Below are 24,721 nucleotides of genomic sequence, written 5' to 3' on the forward strand. Positions count from 1 at the left end.
AAATTACTGCGGTGAATAAAAAATGGATACCCTATCTTATTATCCTCGTTCTGGCCGTTGTTCTTTTTTTTGTAAAGAGATACCAACGAGATGAGACGGCTGATCCCACAACTACCCGGGATAAAAAAGAGAGAGTTGAAGCCATCAATCGTAACCGTGGTTTTGACAGGCGGGTTTCTTTTATTGAGTACACCCGGCATGCCAAATGCAGAATGGAATGCCGCCGCATTACCCAGGCCGAGGTGGAGGAAATAATGCGGGATGGGAAAATCAATTACGCTAAATCAGATGTAAAAGACAAGCCATGTCCAACTTATGCTTTGGAAGGAATTACCAAAGACAATCAAAGGGTTCGCATTGTATTTGCTCAATGCGACTTCAAAACAAAAGTGATTACGAGCATTGATCTGGATACAGATTGGGAGTGCCATTGCCCGGGTAATGAACACTCATCTAAAAACGGGAAATAATGGCCTGGCTACTGAAACCACTTCAATGGTTGTATAGTTTTTACGCACATATTCTTTTTGTAGCGATCATGCTATTGATTTTCCCGTTTGTGATTGCATCGAGTTTTTTTGGAAGAATAAAAGGTGGTAATATGATTTTGCGTCTTTGTTCATTGTGGGCGGATATCTGGTTTCCACTCATCTTTATTTTTCATAAAAAGATCTACGAGGCGCCGCATAATAAGTTGAAGCCATATGTTTTTGTAACCAATCATATTTCCTATATCGATTCGGCGGTGCTGGTAAAGGCCTATCGTCAACCTGTTCGTCCATTGGGTAAAGTAGAGATGAGTAAAGTACCGTTGTTTGGATTTATTTATAAAAAGGGTATCGTTGCGGTCGATAGAAGCAGTATCGAAAACCGGGCTGCCAGTATCCTTATACTAAAGTCTATCATTTCAAAAGGTATTTCGGTGGTTGTCTTTCCCGAAGGAACATTCAATATGACCAATAAACCTTTAAAAGAATTTTATGATGGTGCCTTTAGAGTGGCCATCGAAACACAAACTCCCGTTAAGCCTGTTTTGTTTTTAGACACTTACAGCAGGATGCATTACAACAGCATTTTTTCAATGACACCCGGAAAGTGCAGGATCATTTACCTGGATGAAATACCAGTAGCCGGGTTAAAGGCTGGAGATGTTCAGTCGTTAAAACAAAAAGTGTATGCAACAATGGAAAAGAAATTGATCGAATACAAAGCAGCATGGATAAAAGAGAAACACGTTTAATTGGATTTGAGCATCTGTGCCCCTGTGTCGCCGTGTCACTGTGTTCCATAATTTTCTACCGACAAGAATTGTTTTGAACCACCGGGGCACAGAGACACTGAGACACTGTGAAAAAAAATAATTCAATAGTTTTTCTAGTGATAAGGCAGTGTGCGAACCTCTCTGCCTCTTTTGTGGGATATGTCAGTTTATGATTAACATAACACTAGTTATCTTTAAACCCTCATGGCAGTAGTGACCAACAATACGGGAGAAACAAATACATTCGGAAGTAATCGTGAACACTATGCGGAGGTTATCATACCGCTTGCATTACCAAAAACATTTACCTGGGCGATTCCGGTTAATTTGGTCGAAAGTGTCAAAGTGGGATGCCGGGTAGAAGTGAATTTGGGAAAGAATAAGAAATATGCAGGTGTTGTTAAAGCCATTCACAATCAAAAGCCTGATTTTTTTGAGCCGAAGCCCATTTTAAATGTATTGGATGCGGAACCTGTTGTCTTTGATCAACAGTTGAACCTCTGGGAATGGCTGGCCTCTTACTACATGTGCAGTGAAGGGGAAGTAATGGCCGCTGCTTTGCCTGCGCACTTTAAATTGTCGAGTGAGACAATCCTTGTTTACAACGAAGAGTATGGCGATGATTTTTCTGCTCTTGATCATGATGAGTACCTGGTTGGGGAAGCCTTACTGATAAAAAAGGAATTAAAGCTGCCGGAAGTTCAACAAATATTGGACTCGTCTCATGTCTATCCTGTTATCAACCGGCTGATCCATAAAAAAGTTTGTTATGTGTGGGAAGCATTAAAACAAACTTATGCACCCAAAAAAGAAACCTATGTTTTATTGAATCATCAATACGACAATGAGGAAGAGTTGGCTAAGCTGTTGAATGAGGATAAGAAACTACAACGAGCAGAGAAGCAAATGGAATTGTTGTTGAGCTATTTGTACCTTGTAAAGACCGAAGGTGAAGTAACAAAAACAGAGCTGCTAAAAAAATCAGGAGCAACGGATGCACAGCTAAAAGGGTTGGTTGACAAGAAAATACTGTGGACAGAAAAAAGAAATGTAGACCGGCTCCAGTTTCTACCAAAAGACGTTAAGGTCGATTTTGATTTATCAGCACCACAGCAAAAAGCGTTAGCAGAAATTCAGGAAACTTTTGTTACCAAACCTGTTTGCTTGTTGCATGGTGTTACATCCAGCGGCAAAACAAATATTTACATAAAACTTATCGAACAATATATAAGGAGGGGGCAACAGGTTTTGTATATGTTGCCGGAGATTGCATTAACCTCGCAGATAATCCGGCGGTTGCAAAAACATTTTGGTGGCTTCATCGGTATTTATCATTCCAAATTTTCGCAAAATGAGCGGGTAGAGATATGGAATAAGGTAAAGAGCGGTGAATTAAAAATAGTACTAGGAGCAAGGTCTTCTCTTTTCTTGCCCTACACTAACCTGGGTTTGATCATATGTGATGAAGAACATGATTCCTCCTACAAACAGCAGGAGCCAGCCCCACGATATAATGGCCGGGATGCAGCCATCTATTTTGCTTCTTTGTTCAACGCAAATGTAGTATTGGGAAGCGCCACTCCATCGCTTGAGTCATATTATAATGCTCAAAAAGGAAAGTATGGCCTTGTTGAATTGATGGTTCGTTACGGTGAGGTAGAAATGCCAAATGTAGAAGTAGTGGATACAAAAAAGATTGAGCAAAAGGACCGGTCCAAAGTGATGCTTTCGCCTCACCTGGTTGCGGCAATACAACAGGTGCTTGACCGTAACAAGCAGGTGATACTTTTTCAAAACCGGCGCGGCTATACACCTTACCAGATCTGCACGGTGTGCGGATGGGTGCCTCAATGCAAATACTGTGATGTGTCACTGACTTTCCATAAGTTTTCCAATAAGTTACTCTGTCATTACTGCGGCACCACCTACGCACCGGTGATTACCTGCGCTGCCTGCGGCAGCCATAGTTTTAAAGAAAGAAATTTTGGAACGGAAAAAATTGAAGAGCTGTTACAAGAAACTTTCCCAAAGGCAAAGGTGGCCAGGATGGATATCGATACGGTAAGGGGAAAAAACGCCCACGATGTATTGATACAACAGTTCGAGCAGCGCCGTATTGATATTTTAGCCGGTACGCAAATGGTGGTAAAAGGGCTTGACTTCGATAATGTAGACCTGGTGGGAATACTGGATGCAGATGGATTGTTACATTTTGCTGATTTCAGGGTAAATGAAAGAGGGTTTCAGTTGATGGAGCAGGTAAGCGGCAGGGCTGGCAGAAAACCAGGCCTAATGGGAGAAAAGCATGTTACCGGGAAAGTGTTGATCCAAACATCGCAACCACATCATCCGGTTTTGCAATATGTGCAACAGCATGATTACAAAAAAATGTATGCGGACGAGTTGGAAAAAAGAAAACAATTTTTTTATCCGCCGTTTTCCCGGATCATCCATCTTTCGTTTAAACACAAGATAAAAGAAGTTGTGGAGGGGGCAGCGCATCATTTTGCCAATGCACTAAAAAATAAATACGGTAACTACCTGGTAGGTCCGGCGGAACCTGTTGTTGGCCGCATCCGTAATCAATACCTGATGGAACTGCTATTAAAATTACCGAAGGATAAAAATCTTTTGATTAATTGCAAAAAGGATTTGCTGGAGCAGACAGCTCTTTTGCACAATGAAAAAAGATATAAAAGTGTAGGAATTGTGCCGGACGTCGATGTGATTTAGGGGCCTCCTCCCGACCTCCTCCCAAAGAGGAGGCCATCTATGCACAGCCCTCGGTTTTCGAAGACTCCGCAAGAATTCGAGTCCTCGAAAATGCAGAACAGAGATACAAAGCTGATGTGGTAGTGATGAAGATTGGATTAGTAATGCAGCGCCGTCCCTTCTCTTTTGGAGAAGGGATAAGAGGGATGAGGCCGGGAGAAGCTTAGTCTAATCCATCTCCGCTACTTCCTTTATCCCATCATAAGTATACCTGTAAAAACCTTCTTCATTTTTTTTCGCAGCATTTAGCATCGCTTTCGCAACCGTCTTGCCATGTATAGCCCTGTATTTTCGGAGTGAGCCAACAAATATTCCTGATAAGGTTTTCATTGATCCCTGGAGGATACTTTCGCCGGTACGCTTTTCCTTTCTCTCTCCCAGCAATTGGGATGGTTGCATAATATGTATTGAACGTAATTCGGTTTGGCGGATCGCATTTTCCAATTCGCCCTTTAGTTTCAGGTAAAATGTATTACTGTGATGATTAGCGCCGACTGCGGATACAAGAATAAATTTTTCACAGCCCAATTCCTTGCAGAGCCTTGCAGCTTTTAACGGGATATCAAAGTCAATTTGCCGGTAAAGACTATGATTGCCTTTTACATTTTTTTGAGTGGTGCCAATACAGGAAAAAACAGCATCACTTCCATCCAGCGCCAGCTTCAATGATTCTGTGTCTGAAAAGTCCACCAGTTTTACTTCCAGTTTTGGATGTTTTTTTTCATAAGGTCTCCGTACAATGACCCTGGCGATATCAAAATAATCGTCGGCCAATATTTCTTCTAATAGATAATTCCCGATCATTCCGGTAGCACCGATTATTGTAGCTATTTTTTCGCTCATGATTTTTGCAGTATACTTGCTCAATTTATGTCTATGCAATTTCAGGAAAATTTTTCGTTGAAGTCATATAATACATTTGGGATCGAAGCGGCGGCCAGGTATTTTGCCAGCTTTCATTCGCTGGAGGAACTACAGAATCTATTAACCTCGAACCCGTCATTGCGGGGAACGAAGCAAAAACCTCAAACCTCAAACCTTATACTGGGAGGCGGAAGCAATATTTTGTTTACGAAAGATTTTGACGGTGCTGTGTTGAAAAATGAGATCAATGGAATAGAAAAGATTTCCGAAGATGAAGAATTTGTTTACATAAAGTGCGGGGCAGGGGAGAACTGGCACCAGGTTGTTTTGCATTGTATTGAAAATAACTGGGGCGGCCTGGAAAACTTATCGCTGATCCCGGGATGCGTTGGGGCGTCACCCATGCAAAACATTGGGGCTTATGGGGCCGAGATCAAAGATGTATTTCATGAGTTAACAGCCTTTCACCTGCAGGAAAAAGGAAATTACCTATTCAAATTAAAAGATTGTGAGTTCGGCTACCGGGAGAGTGTATTTAAACGAAAATATAAGGATCAATTCGTCATTGCCGATGTTACTTACCGGCTGAGCAAAAAACCAACGATTAATACAAGCTATGGTGCCATCGAACAGGAACTGGCGAAGATGGGCGTTAATGAGGTTAATATAAAGAATGTTTCCCAGGCAGTGATCAATATTCGCTCCTCCAAATTACCTGATCCGAAAGAAATAGGTAATGCCGGCAGTTTTTTTAAGAATCCATCTGTTGCAAAAGAAAAATTCCTTGCACTCCAATCTGAATTTCCTTTAATTGTAGGATATGAAAACGCGGATGGCTCTGTGAAACTGGCTGCGGGATGGTTAATCGAGCAATGTGGCTGGAAGGGTTTCCGGGATGGTGATGCCGGCGTGCATGCAAGGCAGGCACTTGTTTTAGTCAACTATGATAATGCAAAAGGAAGTGAGATATATGCGTTAAGTGAAAAAATTGTTGATAGCGTAGTGAACAAATTTGGCGTGGTTCTGGAACGTGAAGTGAATATTATATAAAAGAATTTCAAAATGATAAAAATGTAACACAGCGGTCACTAAGAAAACACGAAGGACACAAAGCAGTATAAACTTCGTGTCCTTTGTGTAAGTTTGGAGTTCTTCGTGAACCCGATTAATTAAGCTTCCTCATCAAACTCCTCTTCATAATCTTTGCTATCGAAATTCATCATACTTCCCATCAGGTCTTTGAATTCGATCTTTGTTTCGAATATTTTTTTACTGATCAGTGAATAAGAAGCCAGGCCATGTAATACAAATTCCATCAGGAAAGCGGTTTCGGTATCATTGGCATTGCCAAAATATTTTCTTACCAGTGCATGCAGACCGTCTACCTGGTAAAGCAACACTGTTTTGTCTTTATCGCTTGTATTGAATGAAACATTCAGGTGATTGCCTTTATCAAACCAACTGATGATAGCCCGGTATGGATTATCATCTTCTTTGACTTGCTGCGAAGGTTTACCGGTTGCTTTTCGTTTCTTAAGCGTTTCGGGGTTAGGAAAATACTGTATGAACTGGGTGCGAATGGCTTTATCCACCAAATTCATGGCTACCTGGTAGGGACCTTCTTGTTCTCCTTCGTAAACCAATTCAACTTTACCCGTTATTGCCGGGATAATGCCGGCAAGGTCGGCCACCCACACCTGTGTTTGTTTTTCATTATTGATAATGGCTCTGCGTTCGGCAGCACTAACTGCATTTTCAAATGCGGCAATAGTCAGCCTTGCACTTACGCCACTCTTTTTATCCACGAATTCGCTTCCTCTTGCTTCGAAAGCTACTTGTTCGATCAATCGCTTTACAAGATCGCTCACTTTTACCTTGCTTTTTTGCTCGTCGCTGATCGTAGCTTCCTGTTCAGTAATTTCCAGGGCATGTTCCAGCGACTTGGGATAATGCGTCAGTATCTGGCTTTCGATTCTGTCTTTTAGTGGTGTTACAATCGCCCCCCTGTTAGTGTAATCTTCAGGGTTGGCTGTGAACACAAATAAAATATCAAGCGGTAATCGCAATTTAAATCCTCTTATTTGCACGTCACCTTCTTCTAAGATATTAAATAGCGCCACCTGTATCCGGGCTTGCAGGTCCGGCAGTTCATTAATCACAAAAATGCTGCGGTTACTTCTTGGGATGATGCCGTAGTGAATTACTTTTTCATCTGCGAAGCTTAGCTTCAGGTTTGCCGCCTTTATCGGATCGATATCGCCAATAAGATCCGCTACGCTTACATCTGGTGTCGCCAGTTTTTCACCATAACGTTCGCTTCGGTGTATCCAGTGAATAGGCGTGTCATCTCCGTAAGTCGCAATTTGTTCCTGTGAAAATTTTGACACCGGATTGATGGGGTCATCATTGATCTCACTACCGGCAATGCTTGGTACATATTCGTCCAATAGCTGGGTCATTTGACGGGCCATTCTTGTTTTAGCTTGTCCACGTAAGCCCAGGAATAAAATGTTATGCTTACTCAGCAAAGCTCTTTCCACATCGGGAATCACGCTGTCCTCGTAACCGACAATTCCGTCAAACGTAGTTTCCTGTCTCTGCAGTTTTGCAATCAGGTTTTGTCTTATTTCTTCCTTGATACTTTTTGGGCGATAGCCGCTTTTTTTTAATTCGCCAAGTGTTTTTATTTTATTTATATCCATAGTCTGAACCAAGATTTGGGTGGATTTATTGATTAATAGGAAAATTGTGAGTGGTAAACTTTTGATTTTCCAGTCTTTTAAACTGCAGACTGATGCTTCCAAAATTTATCAGGAGACCAATTTGCATGTTGTATGCTTCAAGGTAATTTTTGGCCTGGGCAAGATGTACGTTTTCCAGGCTAATGACGGCTTTTAATTCAACCATTATTTTTCCTTCCACAAAAAAATCAACTCTTCTTTCTCCAATTTGCCGTCCTTTGTAAAATACCGGCATATTCATTTCTCTTTCAAAATGCAGCACGGCTTCCTGCATTTCTATTTCTAAGGCTCTTTGGTAAATGACTTCCTGAAATCCATTTCCCAAAGCTGCATGAACCTTCATTGACGAACCAATGATCTTTTCTGTTATTTCTTTAAACTTATAATCCGCCATTCTTCTCCTTTTAATCTTTTAAATCTCCCCAAATCATGGTTCCGACTAATACACCGTTTTCCTTTTGCCGCTTTCAAAATCTTTAAATATAAAGGCTCCCAACTTATCCAATGATGCGAAATAGGCCTTGCCATGATTCATTTCGGTGAACTCCTGGACAAAGCGTTGCAAATAGGGATCCGTTGCAATCATAAATGTAGTGATCGGGATCTTAAGTTTTTTGCATTGTGCAGCCAGGTTCATGCAACGGTTCACTACTTTCCTGTCAAGGCCAAAACTATTTTTATAATAACGTTTCCCGATCTTCAGGCAAGTAGGCTTACCATCAGTGATCATGAAAATTTGTTTATTGGGATTTTTCCTTCTGCGCAAAATGTCCATTGCCAGTTCCAACCCGGCAACGGTATTAGTATGATAAGGGCCTACCTGCAGGTAGGGAAGATCTTTTACTTCGATAGGCCAGGCATCGTTTCCGAATACGACTATGTCCAGTGTGTCCTTGGGATATTTTGTTTGTATCAGCTCACTTAATGCCATCGCCACTTTTTTGGCCGGGGTGATCCTGTCTTCTCCGTACAGGATCATAGAGTGTGAAATGTCGATCATCAGCACAGTCGAAGTCTGTGCTTTAAAGTCGGTTTCCCTGATGCTCAGGTCATCTTCCTGTAAACGAAAACTATCCAGGCCGTGATTGATCTGTGCATTACGAATAGACTCTGTAAAATCAATTTGTTCAATCATATCGCCGAACTGGAACTGCCTGGTCTCCGGATTTTGTTCATCACCCTGACCGGGTTTGAAGCTATGGTGATCTCCCTGTTTGGTCTTCTTCAACTTACCAAATATTTCTTCCAGGCTTCTTTTGCGGATGCCTTGTTCTGTCTTTGGGGTGATCCTGATCTCGCCACGCTGGTTATCTTCCGTGATGTATCCTTTTTCTTTTAGCTCATCTAAAAAATCTCCTATGCCATATTCGTTGTCCGTGAGCTCATATTTGTTGTTTAATTCATTGAGCCATTGCAAGGCTTCGCTCACATCTCCACTGGTATAGGTAAGCAATTGCATGAAAAGATCCAGCAATTGATCAAAGCGGGTCTTGCCGTCTTCATTCGGATCAAACCTGGTAAAATGAAAACCTCTCATGTTTGGTAATTTGATTTTTTTCCTGCGTGAAGCCGGAATTAAAAATGAAATAATGATTAATACCGTCGACCCATACAATTTACGATAATAATGCCAGCTTGTTTTTTGAGCGGTCTTTGACAGCTTTGAAAACGTGGGCAGTGCTTACTATAGCAAACGGAATGAAATACTTATAAAACGGGAATGTTTATAAGTTATAACAAAATTTGTTAGCGATAGTTTTCAAAATCTTTGCGGCTGAATGTGCCCGCTGAAATATGATCGCCTGATGGCATGTCGTAATTGACATACCGAATCCCTTTCAGTTCTGTAAGGCTATAAGTGGTGGAGGCCATATAAGCCTGCGCTCCTGCGCTTCCCATTTGCTGGCCAAGATATTTGCTGTCAGGTATAGCAACATATAAAGTGTCGTTGGAAGTTTTTACGAAAACAAGTTTTACATTTTCCCAGGCTGCATTCAGATCATTGATCAGGCTGGCAGCCGTGAGTGTATCGGCATTTACTGTGCGTTGCTGTTTCAGATAAAACTGGTTTTTCACGGTGTCATAATCTGAAACCCAGAGTAACCTGTCCGGTGCTGATGCCGGCGTTTCTTCCGCTACGATTACGGTATCTGATGGAATTTCTTTTTCAGAACCTTCATTATTACAGGCTATCAGGAAGACAATACCTGTATATAATAAAATGTTTCGCATAGGCTAAGCTAGTAAACAAGGCGCAAACTGCCGGTATCAGCTTCAGTAAGGAAAGTTAAAAACCCGAACGATCAATGACCCTCAAAAATAAATCCCGCTCACCGGCGGGATTTATTCTCAAATGATAACAATCTTATTTTTATTTGGTACTGTCTTTCCCGGTTGCACTATCTTTTGCGGTATTGATAATAGTGCCGCCACTTTCGTTAGGCGTTTGCGTTTGTCCCTGGGTAGCGTATTTTTTTTCTATCGCATCCAGTGCTAACAACATTGCTTCATTGAAATAGACTTCAGTTCCTTCCAGTGTACCACCAAACAATTCCGGCCGGTTGTTCTTAAGGTAATCGTAGTACTTTTTCTGTTGTTCCAAATCTTTGCGCATCGCTGTTCGCACTTTTTCGGCCAGGTCAGTTTTGCCAGCCTTGTAAGCAGATTCAAGATATAATAAACCTGTTTGATTATGACTGCTGAAACGGCTTACCATTGCATAAGGCAGATTGTCGGTATCAATTCCTTTTTCAACCCTGTCCAATAACTTCTGCGCTTCATCTTTCTTGCCCTCGTCAGCCAGGTTACCGGCAGCTTCGGCGTACACTGCACGGATGTTTAATAAATGACGACGGTTTTCTTCATCGAAATAAACACCTTTTTTGTCTGCATTGCCAAAACCAAATTTCTCCATCAGGTTTTTGTACATCACCATGTCATTATTATCCCGCACCTGCGAGCCGCCTAATTGCATTTGACGAAGAGATTGCTCCAAAGCCCAGTTTCCTTGCGGGAATTTATTCCTGATCGGCACGAGGCGATAAGACAATCCATCCTTACGGAGGTATTGCGAAAAACCAAGCTCGCCATATGGAGAAGTGAAATAAATTGGCCTGTTCCATTTATTGGCCGCAATGATATTTAACACCATTAAATCACTGCGTGAAAGCCCGGCATCCAATTTATTTTTTGGTATTTCAAAAATCATCGGTGATACGATGCTGTCTTCTGGGTTTACTGTTTTATTGGCCCTTACAACGGCAGCATCCACCGGAACGCCCAACCGGGATACAGGGAACACGGACTCACCAACATCCCTGCCGGTTTCAGGATCAAGAGCTTTTCGGCCTAACTCCTGTTTCATGATACTGTACAAATCATAGAAAGTGGCTTGATCACCTTTGGCACGATAACGAACATATTCGCGGTTGTGTCCTTCGATTTGCTCGGGTGTCCAGATGACATCAACAGAATCTGCATCATTTACTTTACGACGGAGTTGGTTGATATACCAGTCGATGCCTAGCAGGCTTGTATTAATGATGCGGATATCCGGACGCACATTTTCCACTTCCTGCGCATACCATAGGGGATAAGTATCGTTATCGCCAAATGTGAAGATGATTGCATTAGGCGCACAGCTTTCCAGGTAATCTTTGGCCAAATCCGGGGCCAGCAATTTACTGCTGCGATCGTGGTCATCCCATTCCTGCTGGGCCATGATTAAGGGGACAAAAAGACAAAGAATAGACGTGGATATATTCGCCATATTCCAATTGCTGCCACCCGATGAAATGGCCCTGACGAGATAGGTTATGCCCATCATCAATACTGCGTACAATGCTGTAATAAAAATGCAGGTCAGTAAAGTAGTGCTGAATGATCCGCGCAATGCACTCATTAATATTATAAAGAACGTCAGCGCAGAACCATACACCAACATATTCTGAAAAGTTATTTTATCTGCTTTTTCTCTTGCCAATCTTACCAAAGCAACAACCGCCAATCCTATCCAGATGGCAAAAGCATAGAAGGAACCTACATAGGCGTAGTCACGTTCCCTCGGCTGGTTGCCGGGTTGATTGAGATACAGCACAACGGCAATACCTGTAAAGAAGAATAACAAGAAGCTAACAATCCAGTCTTTCCTGTTTTTCAGGTATTGATATACACAACCAATTATGCCCAGGATAAATGGCAGCATATAAAGCTTGTTATGTGCTTTGTTGTTTTTAATGCTATCAGGCATTTGAGATTGGTCGCCCAGGCGTTTATTGTCAATAAAAGAAATACCGCTGATCCAGTTACCATCTCTCACACTTCCCATTCCCTGGATATCATTTTGTTTGCCGGCAAAATTCCACATGAAATAACGCCAATACATCAATCCATTTTGGTAAGTAAAGAACCATTCCAGGTTGTCGGCATAAGTTGGCGCCTCAAATTTCCCCGTTTGCTGATCCTGTCCCAGTCCCAGCCATTGCGCATAGAAATAGGCATGGTTTTGATCATTGCTTGGATCCCATACACGGGGGAATAATTGTTTGTCCGAACTTTCATAATCATATTCACGGGCAGGGCCAACAGGGATATAACTGTCGGTTCCTTTTACATATTTCATTTCGCCTTCTTTGATCACCGGGTAGCCGGAATCATCTCTGGCAACTTCGGCGGCAAAATGAGGACCATATACCAACGGCGCACTACCATATTGTTCACGGCTCAGGTAGTAAACAAGATTGATAGGATTATCGACATTGTTCATATCGATGGCTGGATTGGCGTTAGAGCGAATGAGAGCCGTGAAATAAACAAAATAACCCAGCATCATAAAAGCATAACACCACAAACTCAATTTCAACACCCGCAAGCCGCCGGGTTTAAGAAAATAGCCAACGGTAGCTGCTGCGGCGGCCAGCAATAAGAACTTGGCGAACTTGGCGCCACCTGAGCCCGTAGCCATAAAAAATGGAAGAGCCGATAATCCGAGGAACAGGATAAAAAATATGATCACCTTATTCTTGACGGTTTTTTCGGTAAACGTCAACGCCCATGCAATCACAGCAGCCAGGGCAATAAAATAAATTGCGAAACCCGAGAAGAAGGGAAGTTTAAATGAATTGACGAAGAATACATCAAATAAACCGGCAGCTTTCATCGAATATTGAATGACACCCACCATCACCAGGCCCGTGATCACACAACCAATCAGGAAAGCGTAAATAGCGCTTTTAGTAGTGGCCTTATAGCGGCGGTAATAATAGATCATTACAATGGCAGGAATGGTCAACAGGTTCAACAAGTGAACACCAATCGACAGGCCCATCATGAAAAAAAGGAAAATGATCCAGCGGTCAGATCTTGCTTTCGCATGCAAATCATTTCCGGCATGTTCATCAGCATGCTCCCATTTCAGCATGGCCCAAAAAACAATAGCCGTAAAGAAGGAAGACAAAGCGTATACCTCACCCTCTACAGCACTGTACCAAAATGAATCGCTGAAAGTATAAGCTAATGCACCTACCACACCGGCAGCCATGGTAGTAAATAATTGCTGGCTGCTCAATGCCTCACCAACACCTACAAACATTTTGCGGGCAAAGTGAGTAATACTCCAGAAAAGAAATAATATAGTGGCGGCGCTGGCCAGGGCACTCATGAAATTCACCGCATTGGCGGCTGTCATTGGATTATCGCCAAACAAAATGATGAAAAAGCGACCAAGCAATACGAAAACGGGTGCGCCGGGAGGGTGGGGAAGCTGCATTTTGGCTGCGCTGGCAACGAATTCACCGCAATCCCACAAACTGCCTCTTGCTTCACGGGTCAGCATGTAGGTAGCCATTGCAACAAGAAACACGGCCCATCCGGTAAGATTATTAACTTTTCTAAAGTTCATAAGAGTTTTGATTTTTATTCTTTCGTCATCCCCGGGCAAGGCGAGGGATTGAAGGAGGCAAAAATAGGGGGAAAAAGGTTAAAAGAGGTTTAACAAGTTCAAGAGGTTCAAAAGGTTTAAGAGGTTGGGGAAATCTGAAAACGTCCTTCCTAACTTATTAAACCTTTTAAACTTTTTAAACTACTGGAACTATTCAAAGAATACCCTCACAGTCTGGTAAAAAAGCTGGTTTTGCAATATTCCGTCTGCCTTGCTGGCTTTCTCTGAAAAACCTTTCAAACCAAAGAGACCCGCGGCATTTCCCTTGTTGATGGCGATCTCCAGGTAGCCGGCACTGTTAAAGAGGGCCAGTTTTTCACCTGGATGAACGTCCGCATAGGATTCGCTGATGCGGTCGATCACTTCGTCTCTTTTAAAAACAATGCGGAAACTTCTTCCTTTGCGCTGCTGTTCAAATTGCTCACGGGTGATGTTGACGATGACGTTTTCAAAATTGTCGATAAAGATGATCTGCCCTTCGATCCAATTGTTGTCGAGCAGGGGTCTCAAATGATTTTTTTCGATATAGTTAATATCGGGAGTTCCGATGTTGACTATCGATTCGCCCTGTGCCAACTGGTTGATCACTTTTCCCATGATACCGGCGCAGTAGGTCGTATTTTTATTGGCCGCTTTTTCCAGCGGAATACCCATGATCATTTCCGGTTTTTCTTCGAGGATCATATTTAGCAGCCCGTTGTCAGCACATAAATAATATTGATTGTTGTGAAAGGCCAGCAATAGCTGTTCTGGTTTTTTCTCAAAAAGGTTTACTAAAATGATATGATAGGTGTAGTCCGGAAAATTTTTAAATGCACTGCGACAGATATAGGCGGTTTGCGGATAATTGAAAGGAGCAATGCTATGAGAGATGTCGACAATAGTAAAACCCGGGTCTATTTGCAATAGCTGTGCCTTTATTGCAGCTACGAGGTAATCCTGGTGACCGATATCAGAAGTAAGCGTAAGTAAAGGCATGATTGTGTAGTCGGGAGTTCGGAGTTGGTAGTCAGGACAAACCAAAGATCGGGCTGGACAAAAGACTCCCGACTCGGGGCTTCCGACTTATTTTACAAGTTCTCCGTTTTTAAAGAAAAATTTATAGGTTAATATATCAGCTAATTTGGGAAAAAATTTATTCAGAAAAACTGTTTGCTTGCCCTGGAAGGTCATGACCAGCGAACGTTTCTTTTTACTCACGGCTGATAAAATTCTTTTCGCACAATCGTCCGCACTCATCAGCTTTCCTTCGTCCAGCGGTGTATCGCCATGCGACTGGGCATCTTTATTCAATGCTGCATTGCGGATGTTCGAAGTAGTAAAGCCCGGGCTGACCCACATGACATGTACACCGTCATGCAACAATTCTGTTTTGATCGCTTCTAACCAGCCTTGCAGTGCATATTTGCTGGCTGAGTAAGCACTCCGGCCCGGTAAACCCCTGTATCCGGCTATCGATGAAATGCCAACGATAATTCCTTTTTTTTCAATAATGGAATTCAACGCATATTTGGTACAATAGACAGCACCGAAGAAATTTATATCCATTACTTTTCTCGTCACTTCCGTTGAAGCGTCTTTCAGTAAGGCTCTCATTGAAATGCCTGCATTATTAATCAGCACATCAATGCCGCCAAATACTTTGATGGTAGTTTCGATAAAACGGCGGCAATCATTTTCGCTACTGACGTCCGCAACCATCGTATGTAAAAAAGAGGATGGATAACTGGATTGCAGCCGGTATAATTTATCATGATCCCTGCCACAAGTTGCCACTTTGGCGCCTGATTGCAAAAGCTCGTCAACCAAGGCCTTTCCAATACCATCTGTTCCACCCGTCACTACAACGACCTTATCTTTAAAAAAGGAAAACATATCCACGTTGAATTTGCGGCAAACCTACTTCAAATTTTTAGTATAGTGAGTATTAAGACATTAAAAAAGCCCAGGCCATGTCAAGCTTAAGAAGCGGACCCTTGGGAGCAAACAAGGATGGCATACAGGAGTGGTAAGATCGTGGGTATCCGGTTTTTCTTTTGATTCCTCTGCACAGGCGTTAGAGAGCAGTGAACCTCCAATCTTATGATAAAGGAAAATAGACATAAAAATCAGCGCCTTTCCCTAATTCACTTTCAGCCCTGATAAACCCATGATGGTTTTCCATAATTTTTTTGCAAAGAGCCAGGCCAATTCCGGTACCTGAATATTCATGCCTTCCATGAAGACGCTGAAAAAGAAAAAATATTTTCTTTTCATATTGAGGTTCAAACCCCAATCCATTATCTGAAAAAAGAATTTGCAAATAGCGACCGTCGCTGACATATTCCGGGATTTCTTTCATTTCCTCCTGGGTACATATGGCGGATGAAATTTTTATCAGGGGCTCGTTAGCTGAAAACTTCAGGGCATTGCTAATCAGGTTGGCGAACAATTGGTTGATCTGGACGGGAATAGCCTTAATTGTTGGCAGTGGTTCGCTTTGTATTACAGCTTTTTTTTCCTGGATAACCAGTTCAAAATCGATGCAGATATCGCTCAGTACCCGATTGAGATCAACTTCCATAAATTCTTCAGTGAGTGACAAGCGGCTGTAATCTAAAATGGAATTAATTTGGTCACTCATTCTTTTGGCACAAGAGTTTATTTTTTCAAAATACATTTTAACGAAGTCCTCATTCCCCAGGTTCCTTTCAATTAGATCTGTGAACGTTCTTATTTTGCGGAGGGGCTCTTGTAAATCATGAGAAGCGATGTAGGCAAATTGTTCCAGCTCTTTGTTCCGGTTCTCCAGCTCCCGGAGATATTCCTGCATTTTATTTTCAGCCTGTTTTTTTTCCGTCAAATCGCGGGTGACCTTTGAAAACCCTATAATAGTTCCATCCTTATTGTGCAGTGCTGTTATAACTATACTTCCCCAAAAGGTAGACCCATCTTTGCGGACCCGTAAGCCTTCATGAGTAGCCCTTCCTTCTTTAATCGCAGTGGCTATTAGCTTTTCGGGAAGGCCGCTTTCCCGGTCTGCGGGCAAATAAAAAATCCTGAAATTTTTCCCTATGATTTCCTCTGCGGAATAGCCTTTGATTTTTTCCGCACCTTTATTCCAATTCTGAATATCTCCCCGTTCATTTAATAATATAATTGCATAATCCTGGACTTCTTCGATCATCTTATGATACTTCTCTTCGTTTTTCCGCAGTGCTTCATTGCTTAACCGCAATTCGTCCGTAAAACTCTTCGCCTGATCGTCTGCTATTTTTCTTTCTGTCAGGTCCCGGGTGACCTTGGAATAGCCCATGATTTCTCCATTGGCCGTATGCAATGCTGTTAGGGTAATACTTCCCCAGAATTTTGTTCCGTTTTTACGCAAACGCCAGCCTTCATGACTTGCCTTTCCCAGATCAGTCGCTTTTTTCAATAATTTTTCAGGCAGATTGGTTACACGATCTTCCGGCAAATAGAATATTCTAAAATGCTTGCCCACTATTTCGGATTCTGTATAGCCCTTTATTTTTTCAGCCCCTTTATTCCAGTTTTGAATAATACCATCCCGGCTTAGAAGAATGATGGCGTAGTCTTCCATTTCATCTATCATCTTGTGGTATATGTCTATCACTTCGGATTTTATACCGGTTTCAAAAAGGACGGGGGTGTGGCTTTTATTACTCATTTCAGATTATCCTTTCAAGATATATTTAATGCTTCAATTTGCAAGCCAAAACTGGCTGGCTTTTTCAGGAAATGGCTGGCCCCAGGTTCTTCGCAATACTTAACGATGTGTTCCCGAAGGAAGTTGAAAACATGATCACCTGGGTATCTTTCAAATGAACCATTTTTTTTGATCACTGGCAAGTACCCGGGACCATTCATTTTTGGTTTCCTGGCATAAATATGTGTTTAGAAGTGACCTCGTCCATCAATCAAAACTATCCATTAATCGGCCAGCTATATTGGTAACCGACTTGCTTATGTAAACATGCCGGATGCATCACAGATATTAAATAATAAAATGGCAATCACGGTTAAATGTGGGTTCATTCTAAACCCGCCGCTTATTTCCTTTCAAATACCAGTAATAATACCCAACCCCCAGGCCGGCTTGCTGGCGAAAAGAGATAGCAGAATATCTTTTTCATGAAAGGCCCCATCGGGTACAATATGCGATGCATGGGAGGGTGAGGCATGCTGCAAATGCATGGCAAAATAACTTATGATTATGATAATTTTTCAAATTCCGCATGAAGGGAAAGTTTGTTAATTGCATTGTATAGTTATTATGACCCCGGGTACGAACTGCAGTATCTCAGAAACCAAAACGGTCATGCTGGTTTTGATAAAATCGAAAAACGATTGCTTTATGAAAAAAAGAGTTTTCTTAACGGACCGCCGTCCTGGTAAGGTCCAATGCATCATGTATCTGCTTTTTTCAATGTTTCTTTTTTTGGTGTTTTGTTTTCAGGGGTTGGCACAAACGAGCCGGATCACGGGTGTCGTCCGGGATGCAAAAGGCATCCCTCTTGGAGGAGTAAGTGTAAATCTGAAAGGCTCCGGTGCAGGCAATGTAACGGACGACAAAGGCGAATTCTCATTAGAAGTACCGCGTACAACAGGTACATTGGTTTTCTCATTTGTGGGATATGCTGAGAAGGAAGAAGCTATCAAAGGAAGAAGCAAAATCGATGTGAATCTTGTATCCAGTATTGCAAACCTGGATGAGGTGATAGTGATTGGCTATGCCACCCAGAAAAAACGTGATGTAACCGGCGCCATCAGCTCCATATCAGCAAAAAATATTGAAGAGAAACAGCCTGTCTCAGTTTTCGATGCTATCCAGGGAGCAGCGCCGGGAGTACGGGTTATGAGTGAGTCAGGAGCGCCGGGCGAAGAAGCTGATATTACCATACGTGGGTTATCTACTTTGTCTGATGCTGGTGTAAGGCCATTGTATATTGTTGACGGAGTTCCGCTGAAGAATATCAATAACATTAATCCCAAAGACATACAGTCGATGGAAATCCTGAAAGATGCTGCTTCGGCGGCTATCTACGGTTCCCGTTCTGCCAATGGTGTAATTATCATTACTACGAAACGCGGAGCCGAAGGAAAGCCACAGATCAATGTAGATTATTTGAGAAGTTATAGCAAACTGTCGAATAGGATTTCACAGGCCAATCGCCTGCAAAGGCAGATGTTTGACCGCAGAGGCAATTTAGGACTTGATCCAAAGCCGGATGATTCAACTTCCTTTTCCAGGAACTCGGATAATGATTACCAGGCGCTGATCACCCAGGTTGCTGTCCGTGAACAGGTAGATGCAAGTATAAGAGGCGGCAGCAAGCAATTAAATTTTTATAATAGTTTGCAATATTTAAATGAAGAAGGAATTGTTATCAACAGTTATAATAAACGGTTTACACTTCGTACGAATGTAGAGTATTCGCCTTCCAAAAGAATAACTATGTTGACCCGTCTCAACTTTAGTTATCAAACTAAAAATAATATCAATGAGGGAAATGTAATTCAGCAGTCCTTGCAGCGGCCGCCGGGGATGGCCCTTTATTTTCCTAATGGTGAATATATTTATTTTAATGGTGGGCGCAGAAACCCGTTGGCAGAAGCATACTTGCGAAAAGATATTTCGAAAATTTATAAAGGCGTGCTTTACCAGGGAATTGATTTTAAAATTTTCAACCCGCTTACTGTCCACGTTGATGGATCTGCGGATATAGAATTGCTGAAACGATCTGTATTCGCTTCCCGGTTTCTCAGTAGCAGCAACCCTCCGATAAGCGAAGGCAGGGATGTTACTGAAATTCCGATAAGACTGCAGGGAAATGCTTATTTAAGTTATAAGCAAACTTTTAAAGATGTACACAATATAACCGCATTGGCGGGAATGAATTACGAAAAAAACAGGAAGGATGATGCAAATCTTGAGGGAAGATTTTTTGTAACAGAAGTCGTAACTACGCTTAACGCAGCAGGTCAATATACACTGAGCAACTTGTATTCACGGGGAGGTGCGTCCACGTTGCTTGGCTTTTATGGAAGGTTGGGATATGATTACGAAGGCAAATATTTACTGAATGCTACAGTAAGAAGAGATGGATCTTCTGTGTTTGGTCCGAATGATCGTTGGGGAACCTTTCCTTCTGTTTCCATAGGATGGAGATTTAGCGATGAAAGTTTTATGGATAGGTTGAAAGGAGTGCTAACGGATGGAAAGATCCGTGCAAGCTGGGGTGTTACAGGCAACCAGGAGATAGGCGATTATGACGCCATACAGCAGTTTGTCTTCGGACCCTATATTTATAATGGAGTAAGCGGGGTACGTACCAACCCAAGAATGGGAAATAACTTACTTAAATGGGAAGAGACAACGCAAAGCAATATAGGGCTGGACCTTACTTTTCTTAATGGAAGAATAAGTTTTATAGGAGATTATTATGTTAAGGAAACCAGCGATCTTTTGTATGATGATCCGCTTCCGTTAGAAAGCGGGTTCCCTGAAAAAGTACGGATCAATGCGGGTTCCATTCAAAACAAAGGACTGGAATTAATGATCACGGCATATCCTGTCCGTACAAAAAATCTTAGCTGGCAAACTTCTGTGAACTGGTCGATGGTGAGAAATAAAATTACCAGTCTTCCCAGCGATTACATCGATGATATATGGAGCGTAGAAGAAGGTAAAGAAGCCGGTAACTTTATTGGCTATAAATACCTGGGAATTTATGAATATGATGAATCCAACGCTTATACGGGAGATTATAAGACAAGATTAATTCCGCAATTTCAAAAAGATGCGCAGGGAAATATAGTAATTGAGAAAAACATGAAACCTGTTTTGACAGGTTATACATTGCCGGATGGTACGCCTTATACAGGTACTGTTAAGCAATTAACGGCTGCAGGTGTTGTTTTAAAAGGCGGAGATGTTATCTGGGACAATCGTCCGGATTCAAAAGGAATTCTTAATGGAGACATAGGAAATGAAGACAGGCAATTTTTAGGACATGGACAACCAAGATGGAGTCTTGGATGGAGTAATAGTGTAACGTATAAGAACTTTGCATTTTCATTTAACTTATACGGAAACATTGGTGGTAAGGTATACAATGATAATAGAAGAAATTTAGCTTCTTTCTCTAATAGCAACACAACACCGGATGCCTATTTTATAGAAAATATGTGGAAATATCCGGGACAAATCACAGATACTTACAGGGGGGGTGACAGAGCCGCTGATAACATGCGTCGCGGCGGCAGTCAGTATTTAGAAAATGGTTCATTTGTCCGTTTGCAGAGTGTACGGCTGAGTTATTTGCTTCCTGAAAAACTGAGTAAAAAAGCCGCTATGCGAAGCCTGGGTATCTATGTATATGGAACTAACCTCTTAACATGGACGGAGTACACTGGTTTTGATCCGGAAGTAGGTCAACGAAGTGTTATAAAGCCCGGTGATGATCCGGGAAGATATCCCCGCAGACGGGAAATAGGAATGGGACTTAATATATCATTTTAATTAAACTATTTATGAAAATAAAACTTGCTGCAATACTATTGGGCTTCACAGGGATGATTGTTGGTATTGGTTGTGACAAAGCACTTGATGAAACTCCTATATCTACTATTGCACCTGACAAATTCTGGAAAGATAAAAATGATGCCATTAACTGGGTGGCGGGCATCTATAATTCACTGCAATCAACTTTAAGAACAAACTGGTTCGACTGGGGTGAAGTTCGTTCTGACAATGTAAGGGTAGGTGGTACAGGAAACGCACAGCTCACTATGATCACGAATACATTGTCTGCGAATGATGCGGATATAAATGGCACTACCCGCTGGACAGATATGTATACAACCATATCTCTTTGTAATTATGCGATAAAATATTTGCCTCCAATGATTGATCAGAACCTGGATGGAGGCCCATCTGTATACCGGGAGCTATTAGGTCAATGTTATGCAATACGGGCACTCATGTATTTTTATGGACTTCGGGTATGGGGCAAATTGCCTATTCATACCATACCCATTGAATCAATCAGTCAGCCCAACGAGTTACCGCGGTCTCCTATAGCTGATGTAAAGCGGCGCATAATGGAGGATATTACTGAATCGCTGAAGACGATCGGAAATTCTACTTCTCTTAAATATAATATTCAAAAAGCTGCTGTATACGCCTTGAAGACCGACGTGCATATGTGGTTCCAGGAATATGACGAAGCATTGGCTGCTTCACAAAGTTGTATCACTGAAAGTAAGTGTAAATGGGTAACCTCAATAACAGACTGGAAAAAAATTTTCCTCGAGCCGCTGACGTCTACCGAAACAATATTTAATCTTTATTGGTCAAGCGTTGAAAGAGGGAATGGTGTAGGTGTTTGCCAAAAACTGGGATCAAGTTCCAATACTAACCAGTATGAGATAGTAACTCCTATCTGGCAGGAATTGAAAGACAGAGTTGATCCGGTAACCGGCACCTCTATTGATGGACGCTATTGGGCTCTTTGGGATACGCTTACCTATAATAATCCAACTACCTATGATGATGCGGTAGTTCAGCTGGGAAAATTTTATCCATGGAAGCCTAACGCTCCTTTGGGTACCGGCTTTGTGTTGGAAGGAAATAATGACTGCAGTGCGAAGCTTCCTATTTATCGCTTTGCGGATGTTATGTTGCTCAGGGCCGAAGCATTGAATCGGAAGGGAGATCATCAGCAGGCGTTGGATATTGTAAATGCGGTAAGAAGCCGCGTTGGATATACCGTGCAGGCCTTGCTGACCGATTACACGGGTGATATCATGACAGAAATTGAGCGTACTATTCTCAAAGAACGGCAACTTGAATTGCTGGGAGAAGGAAAAAGGTGGTTTGATATGTGCCGGATAGGAACGATATACAATTACACTTCAGGGTATGAATATCTCCGGGAAATTATGAATCCAATATTAGCTACACGGTCAGGTGCTATTCTCTACGAAGGTGAAAATATGGGAAGGATACTCTATCCGATCAATTCTGATGTAATTAAGGCTAATGCTAAATTAAGCGGCGATCAGAATCCTCCCTATGATGAGTAAGAGTTAAGAAAAGATAGCATCGATTCTACCTGGAAATGTAACCCAAAAACAACAAAAATTAAGACATGGAAAATAGTAAACAATTTATAGGGCTGGTGTTGGTTCTTTGCAGCCTTGTATTTTTTAGTTGTAAAAAATTGCAGGATGGCTATGATTACAATTCGTCTTTCTATGATACCGATTTAAAGATGAGTGTGATGGATTTTATGAAATCACGTCCTGATTTATTTTCAGGAATGATGGCTGCGATTGAATATGTTGACCAGGATCCTGCTTATAAAGATGTAAAAGAAATGTATTCCACTACGGGAAATACCTTTTTGCTATTGCACAATAATGCATTGACTAACCTGGAAGATGCCAATAGCTACTGGGTATTGAATAAGCTGATGGCCCCCGATCCTTACGATCCTACAAAAACGATAGCGCTGCGCGGATCCGACTGGTCGCAATATAACAGGGACACTATTGCCAATCTTTTAAGGTATCATGTGCTGAAAGGGACACAAACTTATAGTACGCTTAATTCCATTCCAAAATGGGTGGAAACTTTTGCCAGCAGTGCAGCCAACGATTCGGCTAAAGTATTTGTCTATCTCGAAAATGTACGTGAGGCCAATTTGAGATTGAATAATTATATAGGGATTCCTACTGTTTATAAAGGCACAACTGTAAACTGGACAAACATAGCTCCCCGCACGCCTGATCTGCATGCTACTAATGGTGTTGTACATGTTATGAACAGGTTTTTGTTTCAACCCACAAGAGAAGCAATCGATAAAAATTAATCAACCAATTCTAAAATTTTATGTGGAAAATATATAACCTTCTTTCCTTAGTTGCCCTGAGCGTTTTTACATTCTCCTGTAAAAAGGATATTGATGTAAAAATTGAAAGCCTGAATAAAGCCGGCCAGGAATTTTATTTTGGAGAAAAAGTTCCGGTATGGGCCTCCACCAATGGTGATAAGCAGGGGATATCTTATGAATGGACGGCTACAGGCGGCACCTTCGATGGCTTCAGAACGCAAAATTTATTTGAAAATTTGTGGATCGCTCCAAGCGTTGCCGGAGACTATACGATAACGGCCACTGCGAAAAATGATGGAAGTTCTTCATCAAAGTCTACCAGCATGAAAGTGACAAGGTATTATTTTGATGAATTTCAAAGCGCCTACACATTAAATGGTAATGGATGGAGTATCAGTAACGTCGACGCCAGCGGTCAGAAGCTGATAACGAATGTTGATCCGGCTAAATCAAGATTGGAGCTTACTGCCACATCAACAAGTGCTCCCAATATCCGCAGAACGCTTAACCTGGCTGCATTAAAAATACCCTTTTCAATCAGAACCAAATTAAGCTGGAAAAATTATTTCAGATCAGCATCGGCAATAACCATCAGCTTATTTTTTAATCAACCTTCCGATCCATCTATTCCCTACCTGCGGGAGATCAGGTGGGAAATTTGGCCCACTGAACCTGCTGCTACAAAAGATAATTACCAGGTAAGGTATGAAACATTTATTCCTGCAAGTAATACCTCAAAATTTAGTGCTGCTTCCAATACGGCCGCAACACTGCCACTTCCATTGCCGCTGATTGATCCGGTAAAAGGGAAAAGAGCTGACCTTGAAATGACGGACGGAACAATAAAAAATCTAAGTTTTTCTGTTGATGCAGGCAATGTGTTTCATGCGTATATAGACGGGCAGTTATGGTTTACAAGCAATGGTATCAAGGATTGGCTGGCTTATGCCAAAACTACTTATCCCGGTTTCCAGGATCCGGTTGCAAAAGAATTTAGGGTTGCATTTCCGGCAAAAGAATCCGGCAAGCCAGGCTCTACAATTGTTTTAAAAAGCGTTTATATCAACAACGACGGCGAAATTTTAAAATAATAGCGTTGGCAATCGGACTGGCAGGACTAAAAAATATTGATCAAAGCAGAAATAGTAAGCCAACGTTAAATGTTATTGCAACATCAATTGCAATAACATTTTTATTTAAAAAGTGTAATGTGGATGAAAGCTAAACAGATCTGTTCCATATTTTTTAT

General features: G+C 41.8%; 18 protein-coding genes. 8 read left to right on the forward strand and 10 right to left on the reverse strand.

The window, feature by feature from the left end; genetic code table 11:
- The first annotated feature begins 11 nt into the window (after positions 1-11).
- The 3 genes from P2W73_RS23705 to priA all read left to right on the forward strand — a co-directional run bounded on the left by P2W73_RS23705 (position 12) and on the right by priA (position 3,994).
- Positions 12-470 (forward strand): DUF4258 domain-containing protein, encoded by a 459-nt coding sequence (locus P2W73_RS23705; RefSeq protein WP_276504586.1) that lies wholly within the window; start codon positions 12-14, stop codon positions 468-470.
- Entirely contained in the window at positions 470-1,240 is a 771-nt protein-coding gene (locus P2W73_RS23710; protein ID WP_276504587.1) for a lysophospholipid acyltransferase family protein, read from the forward strand. Before P2W73_RS23705 ends, P2W73_RS23710 begins: the two co-directional genes overlap by 1 nt.
- A gap of 225 nt (positions 1,241-1,465) precedes the next feature.
- Positions 1,466-3,994, forward strand: a complete 2,529-nt coding sequence (priA, locus tag P2W73_RS23715; protein ID WP_276504588.1) for a replication restart helicase PriA — start codon at positions 1,466-1,468, stop codon at positions 3,992-3,994.
- A 207-nt stretch (positions 3,995-4,201) separates the two neighbouring features.
- Here the strand turns inward: priA and P2W73_RS23720 are convergent, their stop codons facing one another.
- A complete protein-coding gene (locus P2W73_RS23720) occupies positions 4,202-4,876 on the reverse strand; it encodes an NAD(P)H-binding protein (RefSeq protein ID WP_276504589.1) in 675 nt (224 codons plus the stop codon).
- A gap of 33 nt (positions 4,877-4,909) precedes the next feature.
- On the opposite strand from P2W73_RS23720, the gene murB reads away from it, so the two are divergent.
- Complete coding sequence (gene murB / locus P2W73_RS23725; RefSeq protein WP_276504590.1) at positions 4,910-5,947, forward strand: UDP-N-acetylmuramate dehydrogenase; 1,038 nt, start codon at positions 4,910-4,912, stop codon at positions 5,945-5,947.
- Positions 5,948-6,066: 119 nt separating this feature from the next.
- Here the strand turns inward: murB and P2W73_RS23730 are convergent, their stop codons facing one another.
- The 9 genes from P2W73_RS23730 to P2W73_RS23770 form a co-directional block, all read right to left on the reverse strand.
- Positions 6,067-7,599: a MoxR family ATPase gene (locus P2W73_RS23730; RefSeq protein ID WP_276504591.1), complete on the reverse strand. Its 1,533-nt coding sequence runs from the start codon at positions 7,597-7,599 to the stop codon at positions 6,067-6,069.
- 25 nt (positions 7,600-7,624) lie between these two features.
- Complete coding sequence (locus P2W73_RS23735; protein WP_276504592.1) at positions 7,625-8,032, reverse strand: GxxExxY protein; 408 nt, start codon at positions 8,030-8,032, stop codon at positions 7,625-7,627.
- A 45-nt stretch (positions 8,033-8,077) separates the two neighbouring features.
- Positions 8,078-9,175, reverse strand: a complete 1,098-nt coding sequence (locus tag P2W73_RS23740; protein ID WP_276504593.1) for a vWA domain-containing protein — start codon at positions 9,173-9,175, stop codon at positions 8,078-8,080.
- A gap of 209 nt (positions 9,176-9,384) precedes the next feature.
- Positions 9,385-9,870 carry a GerMN domain-containing protein gene (locus P2W73_RS23745; protein WP_276504594.1) on the reverse strand — a complete coding sequence of 162 codons (486 nt, stop codon included), beginning with the start codon at positions 9,868-9,870 and terminating at the stop codon, positions 9,385-9,387.
- A 139-nt stretch (positions 9,871-10,009) separates the two neighbouring features.
- The gene (locus P2W73_RS23750; protein ID WP_276504595.1) at positions 10,010-13,537 is read right to left on the reverse strand and encodes a glycosyltransferase family 117 protein; all 3,528 of its coding nucleotides are present in this window, start codon (positions 13,535-13,537) and stop codon (positions 10,010-10,012) included.
- Between the two features lie 189 nt (positions 13,538-13,726).
- Positions 13,727-14,554: an SAM hydrolase/SAM-dependent halogenase family protein gene (locus tag P2W73_RS23755; RefSeq protein ID WP_276504596.1), complete on the reverse strand. Its 828-nt coding sequence runs from the start codon at positions 14,552-14,554 to the stop codon at positions 13,727-13,729.
- An 87-nt stretch (positions 14,555-14,641) separates the two neighbouring features.
- The gene (locus P2W73_RS23760) at positions 14,642-15,451 is read right to left on the reverse strand and encodes an SDR family oxidoreductase (protein WP_276504597.1); all 810 of its coding nucleotides are present in this window, start codon (positions 15,449-15,451) and stop codon (positions 14,642-14,644) included.
- A gap of 205 nt (positions 15,452-15,656) precedes the next feature.
- Positions 15,657-17,189, reverse strand: a complete 1,533-nt coding sequence (locus P2W73_RS23765; protein WP_276504598.1) for a sensor histidine kinase — start codon at positions 17,187-17,189, stop codon at positions 15,657-15,659.
- A gap of 446 nt (positions 17,190-17,635) precedes the next feature.
- Positions 17,636-17,770, reverse strand: a complete 135-nt coding sequence (locus P2W73_RS23770; protein WP_276504599.1) for a hypothetical protein — start codon at positions 17,768-17,770, stop codon at positions 17,636-17,638.
- A gap of 160 nt (positions 17,771-17,930) precedes the next feature.
- On the opposite strand from P2W73_RS23770, the gene P2W73_RS23775 reads away from it, so the two are divergent.
- From P2W73_RS23775 to P2W73_RS23790, 4 genes are all read left to right on the forward strand, one after another.
- A complete protein-coding gene (locus tag P2W73_RS23775) occupies positions 17,931-21,098 on the forward strand; it encodes a SusC/RagA family TonB-linked outer membrane protein (RefSeq protein WP_276504600.1) in 3,168 nt (1,055 codons plus the stop codon).
- An 11-nt stretch (positions 21,099-21,109) separates the two neighbouring features.
- Positions 21,110-22,663, forward strand: a complete 1,554-nt coding sequence (locus tag P2W73_RS23780; RefSeq protein WP_276504601.1) for a RagB/SusD family nutrient uptake outer membrane protein — start codon at positions 21,110-21,112, stop codon at positions 22,661-22,663.
- A gap of 65 nt (positions 22,664-22,728) precedes the next feature.
- The gene (locus P2W73_RS23785) at positions 22,729-23,451 is read left to right on the forward strand and encodes a fasciclin domain-containing protein (RefSeq protein WP_276504602.1); all 723 of its coding nucleotides are present in this window, start codon (positions 22,729-22,731) and stop codon (positions 23,449-23,451) included.
- Positions 23,452-23,471: 20 nt separating this feature from the next.
- Positions 23,472-24,563, forward strand: coding sequence for a PKD domain-containing protein (locus P2W73_RS23790; protein WP_276504603.1), 1,092 nt, complete (start codon positions 23,472-23,474; stop codon positions 24,561-24,563).
- The last annotated feature ends 158 nt before the right edge of the window (positions 24,564-24,721 follow it).

The sequence above is a fragment of the Terrimonas pollutisoli genome (assembly GCF_029360765.1).
Lineage (GTDB): Bacteria > Bacteroidota > Bacteroidia > Chitinophagales > Chitinophagaceae > Terrimonas_B > Terrimonas_B pollutisoli.